The organism is Bifidobacterium apicola, assembly GCF_042846865.1.
Lineage (GTDB): Bacteria > Actinomycetota > Actinomycetes > Actinomycetales > Bifidobacteriaceae > Bombiscardovia > Bombiscardovia apicola.
The window spans coordinates 1,373,849-1,393,929 of the sequence record NZ_BAAFQQ010000001.1; the positions used below are offsets into that span (position 1 = coordinate 1,373,849).

Consider the following 20,081-nt stretch of genomic DNA (forward strand, 5'->3'; position numbering starts at 1 on the left):
GACCCCGTCGCTTGTGCGGGCGAGAATCGAGACATGAGGATTAACACTGATTTCGGCACCATTCCCGATCGGTATGCCAAGCGCGCCCCTCAGTCCCTCACGCGTAAGGGACGTCCTGTAGTCTCTTTCCCCTTCCGGCTTGAAGGGATGCCCCAGGAGGCCCGATATCTGCACTGGATGTTGGTGGATCCTGATTCCGTGCCGGTCTGCGGCTTCCCTTGGATCCACTGGTCCGTGGCCAATCTGCCTGTAGAAGCTCTGGCTGCCCTGCAGCCTGATGAGGACGGAGGCTCTGTCCTGTCCATTCCCGAGGACTTCTCCAGAAACCTGCCCAATCTGATGCCTGGCGTGCCTCAGGGCCGGACTTCGGCCGCCTCGCCGCTGGTTATGGAGGAGGAGATCGCCGACGATCCCGCTGTGCTCATGCGCTACAACGGTCCCACCCCTCCAGACCAGGCCCATGACTACGTGCTCTCGGTCTGGGCTACGCAGGAGGCTCTTGCTGGTTTGGAAGAGGGATTCTGGCTGAACGCCCTGGTCCATGCCATTCATTCCGCTCAGCCTGTGGCGGCTGCAGCTCGGGTTTGGCTGCCAGCCGAGGCATGAGAATTTGATTTACCGCACATCCCCCGATATTGGGACTGATATTGGGGCGGTCTGGCACTAGAGTGAGGCCATGCCCCAAGTGCGCAGTCGGCCGTCATCCCTGTCTGCACACGCAGTCGGGTGTGACAGGCATTCCCCGACCTCCGGGCTGGTGATGACAGTTGACCGCAACCAGACAAAGGAAGACGTTTACATGCCCTGCACCACGCTTCTGATAGGAAAACACGCCAGTTACGACGGATCCACCATCATCGCCCGGAATGAGGATTCAGCCAACGGGGAGTTCCGCCCAAAGCGTTTCGTCCTGGTTGCTCCCGACCAGCAGCCCCGGCACTACCGCAGCGTGATCAGCCACTTGGAGATGGATCTGCCCAAGGATCCCATGCGTTACACCTCGGTGCCCAACGCCGTTCTCGATCAGGGGCTCTGGGCCGAAGCGGGCGTCAACAGCGACAACGTGGCCATGTCAGCCACCGAGACCATCACTACCAATGAGCGCGTTCTGGGTGCCGATCCGCTGGTGGAGCTCACCCCTGCCCAGGGCCATCCCGGCGATGAGGGCTATCTGGCCGAGGTGCCCGGAGGCATCGGCGAGGAGGATCTGGTCACCATCGTCCTGCCTTATATCCACTCGGCACGGGAGGGTGTCCAGCGGTTGGGCTCCCTGCTGGAGCGTTACGGCACCTATGAGATGAACGGCATCGCCTTCAGCGACGTGGACGAGATCTGGTGGATGGAGACCGTGGGCGGCCACCATTGGATAGCCAAGCGGGTGCCCGACGACTCCTATGTGACCATGCCCAATCAGCTGGGCATCGACGAGTTCGATCTGGACGATGCTTTCGGGGATCAAACCGACCACCTCTGCTCGGCCGACCTGCGGGATTTCATTGCTGACAACCATCTGGATCTGGCTGTGGAGTCAACATCGCCCTTCAATCCCCGTGATGCCTTTGGCTCCCATAGCGATTCAGACCATGTATATAATACGCCCCGCGCCTGGTACATGCAGCGTTTCCTCAATCCCTATGACGAGATCTGGGACGGGCCGGACGCTGACCATGCCCCAACCAGCGACAACATCCCTTGGTGCCGTCAGCCCGAGCGTCTGATCACGGTGGAGGATGTCAAATATCTGCTCAGCTCCCACTATCAGGGCACGCCCTACGATCCTTATGGGCGGACCGGCGACGAGCACACCAAGGGTCTCTACCGGCCCATCGGCATCAACCGCAACGACCAGCTGGCCCTGATCCAGCTGCGCCCCTACCGGCCTGAATCCTGCCGGGCGATCCAGTGGATGTCCTACGGGTCCAACGCTTTCAACGCCCTGGTTCCCTTCTATGCCAATGTGGAACGTACGCCTGATTATCTCGCTAACGCTACGGATCGTGTCTCCACCGACAGCCTCTATTGGTCCGACCGGCTGATTGCTGCACTGTGCGACTCGGCCTTCGCCGGCACTTCAGCTGCAGTCGAACGCTACCAGCAGAGCGTTGGAGGCGAGGGCCATCGTCTGATTGCCGCTGCTGACGAACAGGTGACCAGGCTTGAGGGCGCCGATAAGGGCACGGACAACCCTGAGGTCCGCCAGGTTCTGGAGGGTGCAAACCAGGACATGGCCGACCGTCTGCGCAAGGAGACCGATGACCTGCTGGGCCAGGTGCTTTATACGGTCAGCATGGGCATGCGCAACGGATACCACCTGTCCGACAACTGAGCCGTCTGAATCTACAAGGACCACAAAGAAGGAGAGCCCCATGACCGACTTCGACGATTATGTCAGGCCATACGGCCTGTTTGACAAGATCGATGCCTTTGGCTACCTGAAGGACTTGCGGGAACATCCGGACATGCCACGCAAGCATGGACAGGTGCTGCTGGTCACCGCAGACACGCCGCTCAAGGCCTCGCGGGGCGAGGGCAAGACCACTACCACCATTGCGCTGATCGATGCCCTGCGCGCCCGGGGAGTGGATGCCGCGGCTGTCCTGCGCCAACCCAGCATGGGCATCACCGCAGCCGGATCCAAGGGTGGCGCCTCCGGTGGCGGCAAGTCATCCCTGACGCATCCTGAGCTGGTGGACTGGGGTCTGTGCGGGGAGATGGCGGCCATCGAATCCGCCCAGAACCTGCTGGTCTCCTTTGCAGAGAAGGCTGTGGACGAGGGCCGGCTGGACACGGTTCTGGTGCCCAGGGTCAGTGAGGTCCCCTCCCGGTCCCTGAGGCAGATCACGGTGGATCGCGGCAAGGGAAACCTGCCTGAGCGGACCGTGCTGACTCCCACCTGTGAGCTCATGCAGATTGTTGTGCTCTCCCGGAGCATGGAGGAGATCGAACAGCGCGTGGCCGCCATGGTCGCCGGGACCCTGGATGGCCGTCCGGTTACCTTCGGAGAGTTTGTGGACCTGTGGCGGATCACCGGCATCCTGACCGATGCGGTCAAGCCTGCTTTCACTCAGACCTTGGAGGGTTCTCCGGTCTATGTGCATGGCGGGCCATTCGCCAACGTCTCCATCGGCATTCCCAGCCTGGTGTCCGTGGAAATGGCCTGCGCCCGGCACGACGTGGTCGTCGTCGAGGCGGGCTACGGAGCTGATGCCGGGGCCCAGAAGTGGCTGGACATCGCTGCCCGTGAGTATGGGGCCCAGTGGCCGGCCGCCGCCGTGGTTGTCACCCGTGCCACCACCTGGAGGGACGATCCCAAGCTGAGCTGGCGCTATCCCTTCCACGTGCACCGTCTGGAGGGACTGGGCATCCCCACCTTCCCGCTGATCAACCTCTGGGAGGGCGAGGACGACCAAGTGGATTCCCTGCGACAGACCGCTGACGGCCTGGGATTCCGCAGGCCTATTGCAGGCAATCTCTTCCGTGACGGGGGCAAGGCCCTTGAGCCTCAACTGGATGATCTGATCAAGGCCCTGCAGGAGCCTGCGAAGACCCAAGATGATACAGCCAGCCTGCACAGCATGTCCGTGCCGGATCGAATTCGGTGGATCGCTCGGAGCGCCTACGGGGTGCCGGCCGATCGCGTTATTGAGCGTGAGGGCTTCCAGGACAGTCTCCAGGCGGCCTCAGAGCTGTGCAACAAGGCAGGCATCTCCATCGGGGATCTGACGGTGGTGGCAGTCAAATCACCGGCCACTATGACCGACGATGACCGGGCAGACGAGGACAAGCGCACAGTCACCCTGAAGAAGGTCGAAGCCCATACGGGGGCCGGTCTTCTGCAGGTGAACCTGACCACCTCCCTGACAACTCCTATGCCCAAGATTGTTTGAGCCAGCAACGGCAGGATTCGGTAGGCCTGTGACGCGCCGTGTTGCGGGCCTGCCGAAACCGTGTATAGTATCTACTTGGCTCTTGAAAGTGCCCTGCCCCTATAGCTCAGTTGGCTAGAGCAGCTGACTCTTAATCAGCGTGTCCGGGGTTCGAGCCCCCGTGGGGGCACAGAGTCAAAGCCCTACAGCCGCAAAGGCTGCGGGGCTTTTTCTTTATCCGGGTAATTTTCCTAAAACACGGTTTTGTGTGACATCTGTGTGACAAAAGTCCTCGCAAAAGAAAAGCCCCGCCGAAGCGGGGCCGATATGTAGCATTTGGCTACAGGTTGAGGTGCTGGACGGCGTAAGCCGCTTCTTCAGGCGTGAATTTTCCTCCGTACTCGCTTGTGAGCTGATCCTGGATGGCAGCCGGGCTCATGTGCATAGTATCCTGATACGTTTTGGCTTGAGCGAGGGCGTTAGCGTTGTAGTCGGCCTTGAGATTGTCTACGGCATACTGTCCGGCCTCCTGACTGAATTTTCCGCCTTCTTGGCTGGTGAGCTGGTCGAGGATGCCCTGCTTGCTCATGTGCATCATCTCCGAGTACGTCTTCGCCTGCGCCAGAGCCGACTTGTACTCTTGAGGCACGTCAGGGGTAGCAGGGGTTTCAGGGGCCTTTGCGGTGTCCTCAGTCTTGCTCTGCTGCTGTGATGTGGTGGCGGCCTCAGTCTTTGGAGCGCTGCTCGTCGACTTATTGCCTGATCCAGAGGATACAGCAAAGATAAGAAGGACGACGACCGCTACGACAACCCAGAACCAAACTCTCTTGTATATCGGCTTTTTCTTCTTTGGCAGCTCCGGTGCTTGCATCGGCGCAGGTGCAGGTGTCTGTGGTGTCTGTCCAGCGTGAGACATGACTTACCTCTCTCCTCGTCTTCTGTGACTATCAGCAGACTACCAGAAAGACCAGAACGGCATACTTAGCTGAGAGAAACCCGAATTTTCATGTATGGCGAACACGAAGTGTGACCATGGTGTGAATTACGACGATTTTTGACGTATTCGGCAATCGTTTGGCATGAGCAAACATGACGCTCATCAAAGATTGTTTGACGGTCCACCACTCTGGTTGACTCCCTATTGCGGTGGTATAGGGGTTCAAGGTCATGTTTGTCGCGTTTATATTCGACGTGGTATCAGAGGCCTGCTTCAACCGGCCAAGATTTTGAGGGGCAGACTGTTATCGGTATCTTTCCCTAGATTTGGGTCCTGCCTCATATGTCGCCGCAATTGGTCGGAACGGCCCTAAGCCGGCTGGTCGTCTATGCCTGCTACCTCCCGCGCTATCGCATGGCCAATGAATTTGCGCCGATTTTGAACGCCTTATGTGCTGTCAATGCCTCGGGCTCTCTGGTCAACTACTCCATCAACGGGTTCTCTGCGAGCCTTGTGCTGATCCTAAGAGCCCTTTGCTGTTTGCAAGGGTAAAAGGTCAAAGGATTGGCTGTCCCCTTTATAGTTATCGGTTTGAGCGAGTGGAAGCCGGTCACCTATCTGGCGATCCTACCGTCCCGGGTCTTATTCTGATGCCCGGAATATGGTGCTTGAACGATATGGCATTTGAACACGCAACTGTAGACATCATATTGTCATGTTGTTATAATGTTTGTGGAATTCGAAGTTGAAGATTCCGTGGGGAGGCATCCACCCTCACGCGAGCATTCGCTACGAAGCGGATGAGCTTCATTGTATGCGAGGAGGCAAATTGCTGGACGAGTATTTCCCGGAAGGCACCGTCATATACCGGGACGGCGTGGCCGGTTGGGAGGAAGCGGTGGACCTGGTCACCGGTCCGCTGGTTGATCTGGGAAGGATCAAACCCTCTTATGTCGATGCCATCAAGGCTTCGATACGCAAACCAGGCGGCACCTATATTGATCTGGGTCAAGGCATCGCTATGGCCCATGCCAGGCCTGAGGCAGGCGTTGTGACCACCTCCCTGTCGGTGCTGAAGGTAGGCAGGCCTTTTTTGCTGGCTGATTCTCAGGACCACCCGATCAGCACGCTCTTCTGCCTGGCTGCGCAGGACTCAAACAGCCATTTAAACCTGATGCAATCGCTGGCGACCTTCCTGAGCGACGCGAAGAATCAGGAACGGTTGGGCAATGCCGCGAACGTTGAGGAATTGAGGACGATCCTCAAGGAAGAAAGGTAATCAACATGAAGATTCTGACGGTTTGCAGCACTGGACTGGGGTCGAGCTTCATTACCCAGCTCAATATTGACAAGGCTCTGAAAGAGCTTGGCGTGACCGGGGTCGAGACCAACCACAGCGATCTGGGTTCGGTCAACAAGGGCGATGCGGATATTATTTTTGTCGGTCGTGACATCGCTGATGCTGCCAAGGATCTGGGAGACGTGGTCGTCCTGAACAGTCTGATCGACATGAAGGAGATTAAAGAAAAGCTGGCTGAGGCTCTGAAGCGCCATGGTATGGATGTTCCCCAAGGAGGGCAGACGGCATGAACGGGGTATTGAAAGTCCTTTTGGACATTTTCCGGCAGCCTTCCGTCATTGTCGCGCTGATCTCCCTGATCGGCCTGATTCTGCAGCGCAAGTCTGCCACGGATGTCATGAAGGGAACCATACGGACCTTCGTGGGCTTTCTGGTCCTTGCCGCTGGCGCTGGCGTGGTGACCAATGCACTGACACCCTTTGGGGATATGTTCCAGCACGCCTTCCATGTTCAGGGCGTTGTTCCCAATAACGAGGCCATAGTCGGCACGGTCCTGGTCAAGTACGGATCTGTAGCTGCACTCATCTTCTTCTTTGGAATGATTGTCAATGTCCTTCTTTCGGCAACCTCATATTTCAAATATGTGTACTTGTCAGGACACGTGGCCTTCTACATGGCCACGATGATAACGGTCATCTTCGTGGCGGCCGGGTTCTCCACCTGGCAGACCCTGCTCTGGGGCTCAATCGCTCAGGGTCTGGTTGTGACCCTTTCGCCCGCAGTCGTGCAGCCGTTCATGAAAAAGGTGACTGGCACCGATGATGTGGCCCTGGGGCACACCGGAGGCTCGGGCATCGCCCTAGGCGGTCTGGTGGCTACGCTCACCCGCAGCAAGAAGCATCCCTCCAAATCAACTGAGGATATCAACTTCCCCAAGAACCTGGGCTTCCTGCGCGATACAACAGTCATCGTGGCCCTGTCCATGGCTGTGATCTATGTCATCGTGGCGCTCTTCGCTGGTCCCGACTATATCGAGAGCAAGCTCAGCGACGGACAGAACTTCATCGTCTATGTGGTCTTGCAGGCTGCTACTTTCTCTGCCGGCGTCTACATCATCCTGGCAGGTGTTCGTGTGGTCCTGGGCGAGATCGTTCCTGCCTTCAAGGGCATCAGCGAACACCTGGTCAAGAACGCCAAGCCTGCACTGGACGTCCCCGTCACTTTCACCTTCGCTCCTAACGCCGTTCTGATTGGGTTCCTGTCCAGCTTCGTCGGCGGCATCGTAGGCATGGCCATCATGGCCCTGGCCGGCACCACCGTCATCATTCCCGGTGTCGTGGCCCACTTCATGACCGGCGGTGCCACAGGCGTGATCGGCAACGGCGCGGGCGGTCGACGAGGAGCCATTCTCGGTTCCTTTGTCAACGGCCTGGCCATAACCTTCCTGCCGCTCCTGCTTCTGCCGGTGCTGGGTTCTGTGGGCGAGGGCGCTGCCACATACTCGGATGCCGATTTCGGCGTGGCCGGCATCTTCCTGGGATACCTCAACAAGGCCGGCGGTCAGATTGCGATCATCGCGGGAATCATTGTCGTGCTGATCCTGGTCTATGTGGTTTCCTACTTCATGAACAAGCGCAAGAAGGCTATTGCCGCTGCAGCTGACTCGGCTGACAAGGCTGAAGCCGTCGCCTGAACCTGAAGACTCTGTCCTATCTGAAGTCGGCAGAGGCAGCGATGGCGAGGGGGGTCATGGGACTAACGGAATTTTCGAGATTGGTTCCATGACCCATCCATTGCTGGAGGATGTTTCTGCTTGACCCCTGTATTGGGCAGAAACGGTTAGAGGCTCTTACAATCATTGAAGACAGCGAGCCTCCGATTGGCGCAGGTCGCGGGATTTCAATTCATGAAGGCAATGAAATCAGGTGGGTCGGTTTTGCAATGGTAGATGGAATTCCCAAGTATGTGTCCGTGCGAGACCATTTGCGCGGAAGCATCAAACGGATGAAGGATGGGGCGCAGCTGCCCACGGAGTCCGAACTTTGCACACGCTACAATGTCAGTCGGATTACGGTTCGTCATGCCATAGAAGATTTGATCCGTGAGGGTTTGATCGTTCGCAGTCAAGGCAAGGGTACTTTCAAGTTGAAGTCGCCCTCGTCCTCTCGTGAGGTGATCAACGGCCATATCAGGGGATTCTGGCGCCAGCAGCGTGACCTGGGCAGAACGGTCAAGACCCGGGTGCTTGGCAACAGGGTTGTCAAGAATGCCGATTTTGCATCCAAGTTGGGTATCGATTCTCAGGCAGACCTGATCGAGCTGGAACGGCTGCGCTACGTCGGCGGCAATCTGCATCAATATGTCTGCACCTACCTGTCGGTTGCCCAGTTTCCGGAAATACTTGAGCATGATTTCTCCGATGGATCCCTCTATAACTTCATCGAGGGACGATACGACGTCAGGCTCGCCAGAAACGAGGTGGTGGTCCGCATCGAGAATGTCGATTCACGGATCGCCGGATACTTTCATGTGGACAGGGGTCGTCCCGTGCTGGCCATGGATTCCACCGTCTTCGACGGATTCGGTTCAGTGGTGGCATTCGGCGTGGCTCTTCAACCTCCTGCATATTCCGAAATCGAGTTCGTCATCAACAGTATGCCGGACTCCAGGTGATCCACCCCGCTCAAATAGATTGGCAAGGGTCTGCGGCGATGACTTCGAACGTCAGCTGCGTTTCGGGAATTTCGGTCCGGCTCCTGCTGTCAGGCTGCTTCTGAATGGCGTCCATATGCTTGTGCGTCAGGCTTGAATGGTTCGTCCTGCAGTGGATAGTATTGAACATATATGCCCGATTCCTCGCAGTGAGCGCATCGGAGATGGAAAGGCAGGTAGGACCATGGGGCGTCTTCTAGGCAGGAAAGAGCGCGAGCCGTTTGTACTTGAGCATGCCAATATCGCGACCGGTGATGAAAAAGGCACGGTCCAGAAGGATATGTCTGTTCTGGTGTCCACAGATGGCCGGATAGAGCAGGTCTGTCCGACACCGCTGGCCTATGTGCCCTCCGGATATCACCGGATCAACGCTACAGGCAAGTTTGTGGCACCCGGCCTCATCAATGCGCATACCCATCTCTTTGCTGACGGCAAGCCGCTGTCTGGGGGAACCGACCTGTCTCCGCGCGTGGTCAGTGCCGGCTTGAAGGTGGTGCACAGTCCTGCCGGCAGAGTCCTTATGGACGCCAGGATCAAGGGCAACGTTTCCACGCTGTTGAACTCGGGCGTCACGACCATTCGTACCCTGGGCGATGTGGGCTATGAGGCGGTTCGTCTGCGTGACCGGATTGATGCTGATGAACTGACTGGTCCGCGCATGCTGGCTGCCGGGCCTCTCCTGGCGATTCCCGGGGGGCATGGCGATCCCTTCATCGCTCTGTCCTGCTCCTCCCCCGAAGAGGCCAGGCGTCGGACCAGGGAGAATCTGGACCATGGGGTCAATGCCATCAAGGTGGCTGCGACCGGAGGCGTCACCGATGCCACCAAGCTTGGCGAGGCCGGCAGCCCGCAGATGACTGAAGAGGAAATGGCTGCCGTCTGCGATGAGGCCCATGAATTCGGGGTGCTGGTCGCGGCGCACGCCCAGAGCCCCGAGGGGGTCAAGGCCGCTCTCAAAGCTGGCGTGGACACCATCGAGCATGGCAGCGCTCTTGATGACGAGATGATCGGGCTCTTCCTTGACAATCCGCGCTCGCTCCGTGGCTTCTCCGCTCTGGACCCAACCCTGTCCGCCGGACTGCCTCTGGTCAAGATCAGTCAGCAGGAGTTGGGGATCAGCGATATAGTTCGCGGCAATTCCGAGCTGGTAGTCGACGGCATGGTCAAGAGCGCCAAGCAGGCTCATGAGCATGGCATTGCCGTTGGTGTAGGAACCGACACAGGCATGACCTTCGTGCCCCAGTACGGCACTTGGCGAGAACTCGACTATCTGGTGCGGTATGCCGGCTTCACCCCGGCGCAGGCCTTCCACGCCGCTACCCAGGTCAATGCACGAAACCTGGGCTTCGACAATGTCACAGGCTCTGTTGACACGGGCAAGGATGCGGATCTGATCGTCCTGGACAAGGACCCTGCCAAGGATGTGCGCACGCTGGCTGATCCTAAGCTGGTCATCGCTCGCGGCAAACCGGTATGGCGGCCTGAGGTCAAGCACTTCGAGGAGATCGATCACCTGCTCGACAGCTTCTGATCATTTGCTTTATGGCCATCCAGAGGCATGCGATAGTTTGACCGACTGATGGTTTCCCGATGACCGGGTGGTATGCAAGCATGTCGGTATGCAAATGGGAGAGCCAAGAGTGGACCGGACCGACCAGACCAAGGTCGTGGGAAGATTGGCGCCTTCGCCGACTGGGCGGATGCATCTAGGCAATATCTATGCATGCTTGGCGGCCTGGCTGGGCGTCAGGTCGCAAGGGTCTGACGGGGTTCTGCGGCTTCGAATCGAAGACATAGATACGCCGCGTGTGGTCAAGGATGCCGATCGCTGGATCATGGATGACCTGGCATGGCTGGGATTGGATTGGGATGGCGAGGTAGTCTACCAGTCCCAGCGTGCCGATGCCTACGGCCAGGCATTGAAGCAGCTGGAATCGCAGCAATTGATCGGCGGGCAGCCTTTGGTTTACCCCTGCTTCTGCTCCCGTGCCGACATTCGCGCGGCATCGGCGCCGAATGAAGGCGACGGGTTCATCGTCTACCCGGGCACCTGCCGAGGACTTTCCCGTCAGGTAGTCAATGAAAGGCTGACCCAGGGGCGGAGGCACAGCCTCCGGATTGCAGTCCCGGATCAGCCCGATGAGTCGGATGCAGTCTGTCGCTTCGACGATCTGGTCTTCGGGCTGCAGTCTTTCAACTTGTCCAGGCAGGTCGGCGATGTGGTCGTTCGGCGCTCGGACGGCTTGATTTCCTACCAGCTGGCAGTGACGGTGGATGACCTGGCCATGGGTGTCAATCAGATTGTGCGGGGAAGGGACCTGCTAAGGTCCACAGCCATTCAGATGTGGATCCGGAATCATCTTCACCCGCATGCTCCTGTTCAGTACGCGCATCTACCTCTGATCGATGGCGTGGACGGCAGGAGGATGTCCAAGCGTTTCGGCTCACCGGACCTGGAATCGCTCAGAAGAGACGGCTGGACGGCCAGGCAGGTGCTGGGGGTCTGTGGATGGCTCCTGGGACTCTTGGACCGTCCTAGACCTGCAAGTGCGCAGGAGCTGCTGGATGGTTTCACGTGGAACACACTGGCCGCTGACCGCAAGGATCGAATGCTGGATCTGAGCAAGCTGAACGGTTCCGGAGCAAAGCCGAATCTTTGAGTTCTTCTGTCCTGTGCTGCTCCGAGCGTTTACGGCATCTGTTTTTCCTGCCGTCTTTTCAGCTTGCGGGACTTGTTGAGCGACTGCTGAGCAGCAATATTCGCGATCTTGCAAGGTGACTCATCGATCCTGGTTTATCAGTCCCGCCGTCTGATGTCCGAGGTCGGAGGGAATTCCAGTATGAGTCACTGGCTACTATGGCCTCAGTCAAGGCTTCCGGATTTTAAGGAGGTAGCGGGTCATGGTCGCCTATATGGACCACAAGGATCTGGGCAATCGGCAGGTCAGCCAGGAACGGGCCGTGCAGATTGCGGATGGGGTCAAGCGTGTGGCTGAAAGGATCGCCAAAGCGGAAGACTCCGCCGGCCGAAAAGAGGGTTCGGTGACGCTGCTGGCGGCCACTAAGACCCGCGATGTAGGCGAGATCATGGCAGCCATTGATGCCGGGGTGCGTCGTATCGGCGAGAACCGTCCCCAGGAGGTCACCGCCAAGGCCCAGGGGTTGCTGGAGCTCTGTCAGGACCGGGGACTGGCCCTTGGCGCTGACGCTGCAGAGAGCGATTCACCCAGCGTGGACTTCCATCTTATCGGGCAGCTCCAATCCAACAAGATCAATAAGATCCTGCCATATGTCGACACGGTCGAGTCGGTCGACGGACTCTCGCTGGCTCGGAAGCTGGCCACGCGGGCGCTGGCTGCGGGCAGAACTGTGGGCATACTCCTGGAGGTCAACGAATCCGGCGAGCAGGCCAAGTCGGGATGTGCCCCCGACCAGGCTTTGGATCTGGCCTATGAGCTGGGCGCTATGAAGGGGATCCGGCTTAAGGGCCTGATGACCGTCGGCGCCCATGTGGATGATGAGGCCGTTATCAGAAGCGGATTTGCGCATTTGCGCGGCCTGCGCGACCGCATCCAGGATTCGGGTGAGCCAGGCACTGACACCTGCACCATGCTGTCCATGGGCATGACCGGAGACATGGAGTATGCAGTGGCTGAGGGGTCGACTGAAGTCCGTGTAGGCACAGCCATCTTCGGCCCGCGGGCTTTTATCTGACCAGCCGCTGTCTGTTTCGGAACCCAAACCTGTCAAGAGGCCCGGGCTGGGGCTAGACTGTGCCCTATGAGAATCGCGCGTTTTTCCTATAAGGACACCCCACGATACGCCTTTGTTCAAACCGACAAGCAGGACGGCAAGGACTACCTGGTCGAGTTGAGCGGCTACCCCCTGACCGGCCAGCAGGTCGAGCCCACCGGCCAGCGCTACCCCCTGGACGATGAGGATGTGCGGCTTCTGGCTCCGGTCATCCCCTCCAAGATCTACGGGGCGGCCAAGAACTACCGCGCCCATGCCGCCTACATGGCCGAGCATGGTCAGTCCTCGAATCCGGAGCCTCCAGAGAAGCTCATGCTCTTCATGAAGCCCTCCACCTCGGTCATTGGCCCTGACGACCCCATCGTCAAGCCCTCGTACAGCAAGGATATGAACTATGAGCCCGAAGTTGCCGTCGTCATGGGAAGGATGGCGCGGAAGGTGAGCGTCAACGAGGCCATGGACTATGTGCTGGGCTACACCTGCGTCAATGACGTGACCCTGCGTGACCTGCAGAAGGACGATCCTATGTGGACCCGTTGCAAGGGCTTTGACACCGCCTGCCCTCTCGGGCCTTGGATCGAGACCGACCTGGATTATCGAGATGCGAGGATCTCCTTCAAGCTCAATGGGGAAGAGGTTCCCGAAGCCAGCGGCACCACCGCTAACCTGATCCATTCCATTCCTGAGCAGATCGCTTTCATTTCCAGCTTTGCCACCCTGCTGCCCGGCGACGTCATCATGACCGGGACCCCGCACGCCTCTGGTTCACTGAAAAACCGTGATGAGGCCACGGTCTGCGTGGAGGGGATTGGCTACCTGCGCAACGTGGTCATCGACGAGTAGCAAGCAGTAGAAACGAGTAACTCAAAAACTTGAGCCTGATAGGCTCAAGTTTGGGAATAGGCATCCTTCTTTCACTGTTGTAGAAGACAGATGAACCCGTGACGGGGTCTGGTCGAGTTATTCGGCTGGCCTTGCCGAAGAATGTTGGAGGATGCTCATGAACGAAAACTTCACCACGATGGCTCAACAGGCCATAGGCGATGCTATCCAGTCGGCCTCGGCGGCCGGCAACCCCCAGGTGGATGTGCTCCACCTGCTTGATTCTCTGCTGCGTCAGCAGTCCGGCGTGGTTCCGGGACTGATCCAGGCGGCCGGTGGCGACAGTCAACGGATCGGTGCCGAGGTCCGTCAGGCCCTGGTGGCGCTGCCGTCGGCCAGCGGATCTACGGCCTCGCAGCCCGGTGCCAGCCGTCAGCTCAGCATGGCCCTGGCCCAGGCGGAGAAGGAAATGCAGGCCATGGGTGACGAGTACGTCTCCACTGAGCACCTGCTCATCGCCATCGCCCAGGGTCCCTCGCAGGCTGCAGATATTCTGAACCGAAACGGCCTGCAGGCCGATACCCTGCGCAATGCCGTGCCACAGGTGCGCGGCGGCGCCAAGGTGACCAGCCCCGATGCCGAGGGCACCTACAAGGCCCTGGAGAAGTACTCCACCGATCTGACTGCCCAGGCCAAGGAGGGCAAGCTGGACCCGGTCATCGGCAGGGACCAGGAGATTCGTCGTGTCATGCAGATCCTGTCTAGGCGAACCAAGAACAACCCTGTCCTTATCGGCGAGCCCGGCGTGGGCAAGACAGCTGTGGTCGAGGGCCTGGCCGAGCGCATCGTGGCCGGCGACGTGCCCACCACGCTGCAAGGCAAGAGACTGATCTCCCTTGATCTGAGCTCTATGGTGGCTGGCAGCAAGTACCGTGGCGAATTCGAGGAGCGCCTCAAGGCTGTTCTCAATGAGATCAAGAGTGCCAACGGCCAGGTCATCACCTTCATCGACGAGATCCATACCATCGTCGGTGCTGGTGCCGCCGAGGGTTCTATGGATGCGGGCAACATGCTCAAGCCCATGCTGGCCAGGGGTGAACTGCGCCTGATCGGCGCCACCACCCTGGACGAGTACCGGGAGAACATCGAGAAGGACCCGGCTCTGGAGCGCCGCTTCCAGCAGGTCTTCGTGGGTGAGCCCTCCGTGGAGGACACCGTGGCCATCCTACGTGGTCTCAAGCAGCGTTACGAGGCTCACCACAAGGTGACCATCGGGGATGATGCCCTGGTAGCGGCAGCGACGCTGTCCAACCGGTACATTTCTGGTCGTCAGCTGCCGGACAAGGCCATCGACCTGGTTGACGAGGCCGCAGCCCATCTGCGGATGGAGCTGGACTCCCAGCCTGAGGAGATCGACGAGCTTCAACGCCGCGTCACCCGTCTGGAGATGGAAGAGATGCAGCTGAAGAAGGCTGACGACCCGGCCTCCAAGGACCGTCTGAGCAAGCTGCAGGCCGAACTGGCGGACTCCCGTGAGAAGCTGGGCGGCCTCAAGGCCCGTTGGGAGAACGAGAAGGCCGGCCACAACAAGGTCGGAGACCTGCGTGCTCAGCTGGACGCCAAGCGGGTCGAGGCCGACAAAGCCACCCGTGAGGGCGACCTGGAGAAGGCCTCCCGCATCCTCTACGGGGAGATCCCCGGCATTCGCAAGCAGCTGGCCCAGGCGGAGAACGCCGCCGAGCAGGCCAAGAACGCTGCCAATGATGCGGGTCCTGATGGGGCTGACATCGCCGGAGGTCCGGCCCAGGAGCCCATGGTTCCTGACCACGTTGATGCGGATTCCGTGGCGGAGATCGTCTCTGACTGGACCGGCATCCCTGTGGGACGACTCATGGAGGGCGAGAACGAGAAGCTCCTGCATATGGAGGACTACCTAGGCAAGCGGGTGGTCGGCCAGCAGGAGGCCATTCATGCGGTATCCGATGCGGTCCGGCGCTCGCGTGCCGGTATCGCCGACCCCGATCGGCCCACTGGATCCTTCATGTTCCTGGGACCCACCGGCGTGGGCAAGACAGAGCTGGCCAAGGCCCTTGCTGACTTCCTCTTCGACGATGAGAAGGCCATGGTCCGCATCGACATGTCAGAGTACATGGAGAAGGCCTCGGTCTCCCGCCTGATTGGCGCTGCTCCAGGCTACGTGGGCTACGAAGAGGGTGGACAGCTGACCGAAGCAGTGCGTAGGCGGCCCTACTCGGTGGTCCTCTTCGACGAGGTGGAGAAGGCCAACCCTGAAGTCTTCGATCTGCTCCTGCAGGTTCTGGACGACGGAAGACTGACCGATGGCCAGGGCAGGACGGTGGATTTCAAGAACACCATTCTGATCATGACCTCCAACCTGGGCTCGCAGTTCCTGGTCCGGGACGACCTGGACGAGGAAGGCAAGCGCAAGGCCGTCATGGATGCTGTGCAGGCCAACTTCAAGCCAGAGTTCATCAACCGGCTGGACGATTTGGTCATCTTCCATCCGCTGACCCGCGACGAGCTGGGTTCCATTGTGGACATTCAGGTCAAGCAGGTGGCCCAGCGGCTGACCGACCGGCGCATCACCCTGGATGTCACCGACTCTGCTCGGGAGTGGCTGGCCAACATGGGCTATGACCCGGCCTTTGGCGCTCGTCCTCTGCGCCGGCTGGTGCAGACCGAGGTCGGCGATCAGCTGGCCAGGATGCTGCTGGCTGGCAAGGTCCACGACGGCGACACGGTCCTGGTGGACCAGACCGGCGGCGACCATCTGGAGCTGACCGCTTGGCCCACTGAGAATCTGGTTGATGACTCGGTCACGGTCGACGATGTGACGGCTGATGGCGACGCCGATGCGAGCAGCACCGACCAGACCGCTGGCGATCACAGCGATGGCGGTCGTGATGGAGGCCGTGGCCGTCATGCCGCGCGTGGAGACGATCAAGGTCAGACCCAGCCTCACTGAGGTCAGGCTGCAATCAGCATTCATAACTCATGAATTGGGGTCGGCACCCGGGATCATCCCCGGGTGCCGACCCTTTTTGCACTACAGACTGTTCTGTGTGGATTCAGTCCATGGCGGCCGCTGGATCTTTGCCCTCTTGCATGGACTCCCATTGGCTGTCGACAATGACCTGAGGGCGTCGTGCCGCCACCGTCGGAAGCTGGTCCGTGTCGATTAGGGCGAGGTGCAGCCAGCGGCGGCGCAGGTGCCGTAACCGATGCAAGCGACGAACGTTGAGCATGGCCAGGATGGTGGACATAGCCCCCGCTGCTGCTGCGATCATGGGGTTAAGCATCCAGCCCAGGAGGGGTTGGCATATTCCGGTGGCAAGGACCAGGGCGACAATGTTGTATAGGGTAGACCAGACCAGGTTCTGCCTGACGACCTGGGTGGTGGCCCGGCTCAGCTCCATGGCCCTGCCCGTCCCATCCAAGTCGCCCTGGTGCAGAATAAGATCCGGTTGCAGCAGGTCTGTGCCTTCTGCGTCGGTCTGCAGTCGGGGGCCCAAAGCGATGCTTACCTGGGCCTTGGCGGTCAGCTCGCGATCAGCGGTTGCCGCAGTTGCCAGAGCCGCCAGCCTGGACTGGCCTTGTTTCCTGGAGGATGCGGCGTCTTGACCGGTTGGGTCCGCCGGAACGCCCCTGCTGGTTCGGGTCAGGTCGTGATTGAGCCGGTCCATGCACTCGCGCTTGCGCTCGGGTGTTAGTTGCGTGATCAGCATATCTACGCCCGCCTGACGTGCTGCCCGTTCAACCCTGTCGTCCGGTTGACGACTTCCGTCCAGAATCAGAGTGCCTACCCGCAAGGAGCGCAGATGGGTCGCAGCCCTAGTAAGCGATTCCGTGTGGACGCCCTGTTCTTCCGGGTTATTGGGATCGAGCAGGGATGAATCGTCCAGAATCAGCGTGCGTACTTGGCCTAAGTGGTTCATGGCTCGTGGCGAGGTGAAGAGCAGACCGTGGGCCAGACCCGTCTCCAAGCTGGTTCGGAAAGCCATGGGGATGGTCATGGATGCGACAGCAGGGCAGGCGATGGTCAGTACGCAGACGGCATTGCCTACAGCGTGTGCCAGGTGGGGCTGTGGCCCTAGCATGAGCCAGAGCATGAAAGTCCAGACAGCCAGGATCATGATCAAGGCGATGGCTGTGTGGACAATCCGATCCATCCTGCGCATGTCGGGGGAGCGCTCGGCCAGGGCCTGGGGGATGATCTTCATGAGCTTGGCTGCATAGGTGTTGTTGCCTGTAGCGTCCACGCGGATAGACAGTCGGCCTTCCAGAATCTTGCTCGAGGCCAGAATCCGGTCGCCAGGTCCGCATGCCCTGGGCCGGTCGCCGCCGGTCAGCTCGCTTTCGTCAACCAGAGCCGACCCAGACTCCACAATCCCATCGGCGGCCGGGCGCTCGCCTGTGCGCACCAGGAGCAGGTGGCCTGGGCGGATCCGGTCACGTGCGACGACCTGAGCGGGGACCGTCTGTGGATGCTCGGGGTCGGCCACTAGGCCTGAGGCTGGTCGGATTTCCGTCAGATGGTTCAAAGATGCCACCAGGGAGGCTTCCATTCTGGTGCCAATGATCCGAGCCAGCAACAGGAGGGTGATGACCACGCCGATCAGATCGAAGTATGGGGATCGTGAGCCTTCCGGCAACAGCGATCCGGCCAGACAGGTGGCCAGGCTATACAGATAGGCCAGGCTTGTGGCCAGCATGGCCAGAAGGTCGGGGCTGCAGCGATGCATGGTCATGGCCCTCCACCCGTCCATGAGTATTTCGCGGCCGCAGTAGAAGATGACCGGGGTTATCAGAATGGCCTGCACCCAAGGGCTGGTCAGCCATGAAGGGATCATGTCGGGTCCGAAACGATCGAACAGATCCAGAACCAGCACAGGCGCAGTCAGCAGAGCGCTGACGATGGTCGGCCTGATCAGGCTGTGGCTCCGGGAGTTCAGATCGGCCCCCCATTTGCCCCAATTCTCGGGATCGCGCCAAGGAAAGTTCGCGGCAAAGCCTGCGCCTGCACCCTGACCGCTGACATGAGCCGACGGCATAAGGAAGTACCAGATGATCAGCCAGGTGACCGCGCAGGCCACGACCAGATCGGCTATCGCCAGGAAGATATCGATACCCACGGATCTCCTTCGGTCTTGCTACAACCCCTCGATGTTCCCTATTCTGCCCTGCATTGCGGCCCGACGCCGGTCTTAAGGCCGATTCCTTGCGGAAAAAACGAATTCTCGAATTATCGCCGACAGCCTGCCGTGCCGACCTGGCTTCCGGGTCCAGCGCTGAGGGTTAACTAGAACATATGTTCGATTCTACGTCGTCAGTGGTCATGGTGGTGCTTCTTCTGCTGATCGGTATGGTCCTGGGAGGGTTAGCCGGATATGTGCTGGGGCGTGCCCAGGGCCGCAGGGCCGTCAGCATGGGGTCTGATGTTCAAGTGGATGAGCTGCGCTCGCAGTTGGATCAGGCCCAGGACCGGCTCCACGGATCCGAAGCGGCGCTGGTGGAGGCGCGGACCAAGGTGGATGGCCTGAACCGCGAGCTCTCCTTTGTCAAGTCCCAGCTGGCCCAGTCCCAGCAGGCCGAGCAGATCAGGATCGAGCAGGAGCGTCGCCGTGCTCAGGCTCAGGAAGAGGAGAAGCGACGCAGGCAGGCTCAGAACCTTGAGGAGGAGAGCAAGGTGCTCTCGGCGCTGGCCCCCGTGCAGAAGAACCTGGACGCCCTCCAGCACAAGGTGGCCCAGATCGAGGAGGGCCGCAAACAGGAGATGGGTTCCCTGGGGCAGCAGCTCAAGAGTCTGGGCGAGCAGCAGGGGCGGCTGGACAAGGAGACCAGCTCTCTGGCTTCGGCCCTGCGCAACAACAAGGTGCGCGGCGCCTGGGGCGAAGCCCAGCTCAGGAATATCGTCGAGTCGGCAGGGCTCCTGGAGCATGTGGACTTTGATACCCAGGTGGTGGTCACAGCCTCGGATGGTCGCGTCCTGCGTCCCGACATGGTAGTCCACCTGCCCGGTGGCAAGACCATCCCCATCGATGCCAAGGCCCCCTATTCCGACTACCAGCGGGCCTGTGAGATCCCCGACACCGCCTCGGATGACGAGCTGCGCCGCCGGGACGAGCTGCTTCAGGCACATGCCCGGGCCTTGCGTGAGCACGTCAAGGCCCTGGCTGACAAGGAGTACTGGAACGCTTTCGAAACGGCTCCGGATTTCGTGGTGGCCTTCATCCCCAACGACTCCCTTCTCCAGGCTGCCCTGGAAGTGGACCCCACCCTGATGGACGATGCCTTTGCACAGAAAGTGGCTCTGACCTCGCCAGTGACCCTCTGGGCAGTGCTCAAGTCGGTGGCCTACGCCTGGCAACAGCAGAATCTGTCCGAGGATGCCCGCACCCTCTTCACACTCACTCATGAGCTCTATGACCGCTTTGTGGTTCTGGGCGAGCGGGCCAACAAGCTAGGCCGCTCCATCACTGCCACGGTGACCGCCTACAACAGGTTTGCCTCCTCCCTGGAGTCGCGGGTACTGGTCACCGCCCGCAAGCTGCAACAGATGGACCCCTCCAAGGTGATCGAATCGGTCGGCGTGATTGATTCGGACAAGGGCAACGTCAAAGAGTTGACCGCCCCGGAGGTCCTGCCCGATCAGGAGCGGTGAGTGCCGCTT

At 59.8% G+C, this 20,081-nt stretch carries 15 protein-coding genes and 1 tRNA gene; 14 read left to right on the forward strand and 2 right to left on the reverse strand.

What is annotated here, in order from left to right; genetic code table 11:
- Positions 1–33: 33 nt before the first annotated feature.
- The 4 genes from ACGG9J_RS05570 (at position 34) to ACGG9J_RS05585 (ending at position 4,056) form a co-directional block, all read left to right on the forward strand.
- Entirely contained in the window at positions 34–606 is a 573-nt protein-coding gene (locus ACGG9J_RS05570) for a YbhB/YbcL family Raf kinase inhibitor-like protein (protein WP_390134365.1), read from the forward strand.
- A 193-nt stretch (positions 607–799) separates the two neighbouring features.
- Complete coding sequence (locus ACGG9J_RS05575; RefSeq protein WP_390134368.1) at positions 800–2,326, forward strand: C69 family dipeptidase; 1,527 nt, start codon at positions 800–802, stop codon at positions 2,324–2,326.
- A 40-nt stretch (positions 2,327–2,366) separates the two neighbouring features.
- Complete coding sequence (locus ACGG9J_RS05580; protein WP_390134370.1) at positions 2,367–3,887, forward strand: formate--tetrahydrofolate ligase; 1,521 nt, start codon at positions 2,367–2,369, stop codon at positions 3,885–3,887.
- 95 nt (positions 3,888–3,982) lie between these two features.
- A tRNA-Lys gene (locus ACGG9J_RS05585) sits at positions 3,983–4,056 on the forward strand.
- Between the two features lie 150 nt (positions 4,057–4,206).
- Here ACGG9J_RS05585 and ACGG9J_RS05590 read toward each other — a convergent pair.
- A complete protein-coding gene (locus tag ACGG9J_RS05590; RefSeq protein ID WP_390134372.1) occupies positions 4,207–4,737 on the reverse strand; it encodes an Ltp family lipoprotein in 531 nt (176 codons plus the stop codon).
- An 880-nt stretch (positions 4,738–5,617) separates the two neighbouring features.
- On the opposite strand from ACGG9J_RS05590, the gene ACGG9J_RS05595 reads away from it, so the two are divergent.
- The 9 genes from ACGG9J_RS05595 (at position 5,618) to clpB (ending at position 16,376) form a co-directional block, all read left to right on the forward strand.
- Positions 5,618–6,082 (forward strand): PTS sugar transporter subunit IIA, encoded by a 465-nt coding sequence (locus ACGG9J_RS05595; RefSeq protein ID WP_390134374.1) that lies wholly within the window; start codon positions 5,618–5,620, stop codon positions 6,080–6,082.
- A gap of 5 nt (positions 6,083–6,087) precedes the next feature.
- Entirely contained in the window at positions 6,088–6,393 is a 306-nt protein-coding gene (locus ACGG9J_RS05600; RefSeq protein WP_390134377.1) for a PTS sugar transporter subunit IIB, read from the forward strand.
- Positions 6,390–7,796, forward strand: coding sequence for a PTS ascorbate transporter subunit IIC (locus ACGG9J_RS05605; protein ID WP_390134379.1), 1,407 nt, complete (start codon positions 6,390–6,392; stop codon positions 7,794–7,796). The genes ACGG9J_RS05600 and ACGG9J_RS05605 overlap by 4 nt, the downstream gene beginning before the upstream one ends.
- Before the next feature lie 248 nt (positions 7,797–8,044).
- Positions 8,045–8,776, forward strand: a complete 732-nt coding sequence (locus ACGG9J_RS05610) for a GntR family transcriptional regulator (RefSeq protein ID WP_390134381.1) — start codon at positions 8,045–8,047, stop codon at positions 8,774–8,776.
- 223 nt (positions 8,777–8,999) lie between these two features.
- Positions 9,000–10,346 (forward strand): metal-dependent hydrolase family protein, encoded by a 1,347-nt coding sequence (locus tag ACGG9J_RS05615; RefSeq protein ID WP_390134383.1) that lies wholly within the window; start codon positions 9,000–9,002, stop codon positions 10,344–10,346.
- 88 nt (positions 10,347–10,434) lie between these two features.
- Entirely contained in the window at positions 10,435–11,475 is a 1,041-nt protein-coding gene (gene gluQRS / locus ACGG9J_RS05620; protein WP_390134385.1) for a tRNA glutamyl-Q(34) synthetase GluQRS, read from the forward strand.
- Between the two features lie 241 nt (positions 11,476–11,716).
- Positions 11,717–12,529: a YggS family pyridoxal phosphate-dependent enzyme gene (locus ACGG9J_RS05625; protein ID WP_390134387.1), complete on the forward strand. Its 813-nt coding sequence runs from the start codon at positions 11,717–11,719 to the stop codon at positions 12,527–12,529.
- 66 nt (positions 12,530–12,595) lie between these two features.
- A complete protein-coding gene (locus ACGG9J_RS05630) occupies positions 12,596–13,411 on the forward strand; it encodes a fumarylacetoacetate hydrolase family protein (RefSeq protein WP_390134389.1) in 816 nt (271 codons plus the stop codon).
- A gap of 157 nt (positions 13,412–13,568) precedes the next feature.
- The gene (gene clpB / locus ACGG9J_RS05635) at positions 13,569–16,376 is read left to right on the forward strand and encodes an ATP-dependent chaperone ClpB (protein WP_390134391.1); all 2,808 of its coding nucleotides are present in this window, start codon (positions 13,569–13,571) and stop codon (positions 16,374–16,376) included.
- 103 nt (positions 16,377–16,479) lie between these two features.
- On the opposite strand, the gene ACGG9J_RS05640 is transcribed toward clpB, so the two are convergent.
- Positions 16,480–18,543 carry a P-type ATPase gene (locus ACGG9J_RS05640; RefSeq protein WP_390134393.1) on the reverse strand — a complete coding sequence of 688 codons (2,064 nt, stop codon included), beginning with the start codon at positions 18,541–18,543 and terminating at the stop codon, positions 16,480–16,482.
- A 176-nt stretch (positions 18,544–18,719) separates the two neighbouring features.
- On the opposite strand from ACGG9J_RS05640, the gene ACGG9J_RS05645 reads away from it, so the two are divergent.
- On the forward strand, positions 18,720–20,072 hold the full coding sequence (locus ACGG9J_RS05645) for a DNA recombination protein RmuC (protein ID WP_390134395.1): 1,353 nt from the start codon (positions 18,720–18,722) through the stop codon (positions 20,070–20,072).
- The last annotated feature ends 9 nt before the right edge of the window (positions 20,073–20,081 follow it).

Bases quoted from the DNA above. Each gene is read 5' to 3' on its own strand.
- ACGG9J_RS05625 (WP_390134387.1), top strand. From the start codon at position 11,717: ATGGTCGCCTATATGGACCACAAGGATCTGGGCAATCGGCAGGTCAGC.
- clpB (WP_390134391.1), top strand. From the start codon at position 13,569: ATGAACGAAAACTTCACCACGATGGCTCAACAGGCCATAGGCGATGCT.
- ACGG9J_RS05610 (WP_390134381.1), top strand. From the start codon at position 8,045: ATGGTAGATGGAATTCCCAAGTATGTGTCCGTGCGAGACCATTTGCGC.
- ACGG9J_RS05615 (WP_390134383.1), top strand. From the start codon at position 9,000: ATGGGGCGTCTTCTAGGCAGGAAAGAGCGCGAGCCGTTTGTACTTGAG.
- ACGG9J_RS05645 (WP_390134395.1), top strand. From the start codon at position 18,720: ATGTTCGATTCTACGTCGTCAGTGGTCATGGTGGTGCTTCTTCTGCTG.
- ACGG9J_RS05570 (WP_390134365.1), top strand. From the start codon at position 34: ATGAGGATTAACACTGATTTCGGCACCATTCCCGATCGGTATGCCAAG.
- ACGG9J_RS05630 (WP_390134389.1), top strand. From the start codon at position 12,596: ATGAGAATCGCGCGTTTTTCCTATAAGGACACCCCACGATACGCCTTT.
- ACGG9J_RS05600 (WP_390134377.1), top strand. From the start codon at position 6,088: ATGAAGATTCTGACGGTTTGCAGCACTGGACTGGGGTCGAGCTTCATT.
- gluQRS (WP_390134385.1), top strand. From the start codon at position 10,435: ATGCAAATGGGAGAGCCAAGAGTGGACCGGACCGACCAGACCAAGGTC.
- ACGG9J_RS05580 (WP_390134370.1), top strand. From the start codon at position 2,367: ATGACCGACTTCGACGATTATGTCAGGCCATACGGCCTGTTTGACAAG.
- ACGG9J_RS05575 (WP_390134368.1), top strand. From the start codon at position 800: ATGCCCTGCACCACGCTTCTGATAGGAAAACACGCCAGTTACGACGGA.
- ACGG9J_RS05590 (WP_390134372.1), bottom strand. From the start codon at position 4,737: ATGCAAGCACCGGAGCTGCCAAAGAAGAAAAAGCCGATATACAAGAGA.
- ACGG9J_RS05595 (WP_390134374.1), top strand. From the start codon at position 5,618: ATGCGAGGAGGCAAATTGCTGGACGAGTATTTCCCGGAAGGCACCGTC.
- ACGG9J_RS05605 (WP_390134379.1), top strand. From the start codon at position 6,390: ATGAACGGGGTATTGAAAGTCCTTTTGGACATTTTCCGGCAGCCTTCC.